Source organism: Mesorhizobium sp. M7A.F.Ca.US.014.04.1.1 (genome assembly GCF_003998745.1).
Taxonomy (GTDB): Bacteria; Pseudomonadota; Alphaproteobacteria; order Rhizobiales; family Rhizobiaceae; genus Mesorhizobium; species Mesorhizobium ciceri.
Window position 1 is genome coordinate 1 of record NZ_RZRW01000713.1, and the last position, 2,605, is coordinate 2,605.

Annotated in this window: 2 protein-coding genes and 1 pseudogene; 1 reads left to right on the forward strand and 2 read right to left on the reverse strand. The window is 57.9% G+C overall.

Going from position 1 to position 2,605, the window contains the following annotated elements; translation table 11 throughout:
• Positions 1-3: 3 nt before the first annotated feature.
• Positions 4-270 carry a DUF982 domain-containing protein gene (locus EOA22_RS30375; protein ID WP_015314855.1) on the reverse strand — a complete coding sequence of 89 codons (267 nt, stop codon included), beginning with the start codon at positions 268-270 and terminating at the stop codon, positions 4-6.
• Between the two features lie 380 nt (positions 271-650).
• On the opposite strand from EOA22_RS30375, the gene EOA22_RS30380 reads away from it, so the two are divergent.
• Positions 651-1,424 carry an HAD-IIA family hydrolase gene (locus tag EOA22_RS30380; protein WP_063170771.1) on the forward strand — a complete coding sequence of 258 codons (774 nt, stop codon included), beginning with the start codon at positions 651-653 and terminating at the stop codon, positions 1,422-1,424.
• Between the two features lie 658 nt (positions 1,425-2,082).
• On the opposite strand, the pseudogene EOA22_RS37820 reads toward EOA22_RS30380, so the two are convergent.
• Positions 2,083-2,605, reverse strand: a pseudogene (locus EOA22_RS37820) (hypothetical protein); the annotation flags it as partial.

The window sequence follows — 2,605 nt, forward strand, 5'->3', positions numbered from 1 at the left end:
TTCTTAGCCACGGCCATAATCGTCCTCGCGCAAGATGTCTGCGTCAGCCGCGGCCTTCACGAACGCCGCCCTTGCCACGCTGGCTTCTTTGATCCCGTCCAAGACCGCCAGGCAGGCCCTTCGAGCGGCCACATGGCTTTTCCCCGTCACCGCCGGCCAACGATTGAGAAGCACATCGGCCGCCTGCGCCACGCGCTCAACCTTGTAGATAGTGTTGCCCGACCGGCCTAACGCGACCGAAACGGGCATATCGAAACGCTTGTCTTGCATCACGCCACCCAGAGCTACTCGAACCCGATTCAAGCATCGGCGCGCGATTCAGTTCCGCGTGGCACCCCGGAATGCCGCCCGCACTGTTGGCGACGGCTGCGACCATGATCGCGAAATACCGACCTTGGCTGCATCCTCCATCGCCCGGTCGGCAAGATCTGTCAGCAGGGAAGGATCAGTTAAGGGACATTCGGGCCGTGCGATGGACCCTTTTGCACGCCGCAATGTCCTAATTGCCCCACCAGCGATCCCATGCCGTTCCCACACTGCTCTCGGTGCGTACATTGCCCGCGCAAACATCTGGAAAAGGGAACAACGCACGTGACCCAGAACCGACTTATGCCATGCGTCCATCCAACAACATCAGGGGTCGAAGTCTGATGATCGTAGCGCACCTGCTCGATATGGACGGGGTTTTAGTCCGCGGCGGCCAGCCGATTGCAGGCTCGATCGACTATGTCGCCGGGCTGGTCTCAAACGGCAAGCCGTTTCAGATCTTCACCAATAACTCCCGCTTCACGCCGGAGGATCATGCCGAACGTTTGAGGGCGGTTGGCTTCCTCGTTCAGCCTGAGCACATCTACACATCGGCGCTCGCCACTGCGCGGTTCGTGGAGCTGCAAAAGCCCGGATCATCCGCGTATGTCATCGGCGACAACGGACTGGTCGAGGCCCTTCGGCACGCAGGCTGTCGGATCACGCAGTTTGCCCCGGATTTCGTGGTCCTCGGCGACACCACTTCGTACCACTATGAGCAGATCGCCGCCGGCGCCGAGCTTGTGGCAAAGGGCGCGTGGTTTCTCGCCACCAATCCGGATGCCACCGGCCCGACCGAGCGCGGCTTCCATCCGGCCTGCGGCGCGGTCGCAGCCCTGATCGAAAAGGCTACCGGCCGTCAGCCCTATTTCGTCGGCAAACCGAACCCGTTCATGATGCGAAGCGCGCTCGACCGCCTAGGAGTTAGCGCAGCCGATACGATCATGGTCGGAGACAGAATGGATACGGACGTTGTCGCCGGATTGGAATCGGGTCTGAAGACAGCCCTTGTTCTTACTGGGGTGAGCACGCGGGCTGACATGGAGCGATTTCCATTCAGACCGGACCACGTGATCGACCGCCTCGCCGATCTTGGCGAGATCCTCAAAAAGGAATGAACATGTGGAAACGACGCGCACTGGTGCCTACCCGGTCGGTCGCAATCTCTTTGTGGGCTTCCGTTGTCCCGGACCCGTCGAGCGCACCCGACAGGATTCGAACCTGCAACCCCCGCCTTCGGACGGCATCGGCTAACCTCTGTCTCGAAATTGGAAAGTTTTGCACTAAGCCGCGTGCCTCCGATAGCAGAAGAGCGCCCCCTCAATAGTGGGTCTTGCGATGTAGCGCTCTTCCGACTCGAACGCCAAGATAAGGGCATCGATCAAAGTCGCAACACTGCAGATCCAGACCCACCAGTTTCCTTCATCAGCGCGCGCAATTCGGCTGGAGGCTCAAGGCAGCAAGTTCGGAAGGCATGCAATAACCCCAGTCGGTTCTTGATTATAGAACCGCCAATCGTTTGCGGGTCCGCTCTTCTACCCTAAAAACGGCAGAAGCTTAATTATGGAACTAATATTTATCTCGTCTTATCAAAGACTTAGATTCTAATAGTATCCATTATGTTAAATCGCTTCAATGAGGTGTTTCCGACCGCGATCGCCGAAGCCAAGGGATGGCAAAGAGGTAAAGCGCCTGGACCGCTTCGCGCGTGATGTGCCACGGGTCCAGTGACGTGAGGAAACCTTCGAGATTTTGCCCGAGTGCAACGTCCAGGCGTTAAGACACAGAATAGGGCTGTTCAATCAGATGCGGGGCCAGAGCAGGTACGGGCACGTAGGCTGGAGGCGGGGTGCCGAGATTTGCTTCATTAAGACGCCAGTCCTTCCGCAAAGGAATGTTGGTGAGGCCCACAGGGAAGACCGTAACTTTGTCGTTTTGAATGCGCAGCCTCAGGAAATGCCGGTGGGTGTCACGCCGCATCGAACTGAACGCGTCGTTGTGGTTCATATTCAGCCAGCGTGATGTGCCGTAGAGGTAGACCCCGAACAGAGTGCCGGCAATCACACCGCCAACCACGATCATCTCGGCCCCGTAAAGGCAAAATGACAAGCGGGGCCATGCCCCTAGGTCAACAAAGCGAGCGTTGAACCGTGATACGATGTCAGTGGTCGCAGCTGCGCCCAGGCAATGCAAAAGAGCATTTGCAGCCGACACCAGCATGGTCTTGGCGCCACCACCTTCTTGCTTACTTGTATATCCCCAGAAACCCGCAAAAAACAAAACCGGTGCAATGTAATAG

What these genes read in the sequence shown, in the direction of transcription:
- EOA22_RS30375 (WP_015314855.1), bottom strand. Translation starts at nt 270, where the DNA reads ATGCAAGACAAGCGTTTCGATATGCCCGTTTCGGTCGCGTTAGGCCGG.
- EOA22_RS30380 (WP_063170771.1), top strand. Translation starts at nt 651, where the DNA reads ATGATCGTAGCGCACCTGCTCGATATGGACGGGGTTTTAGTCCGCGGC.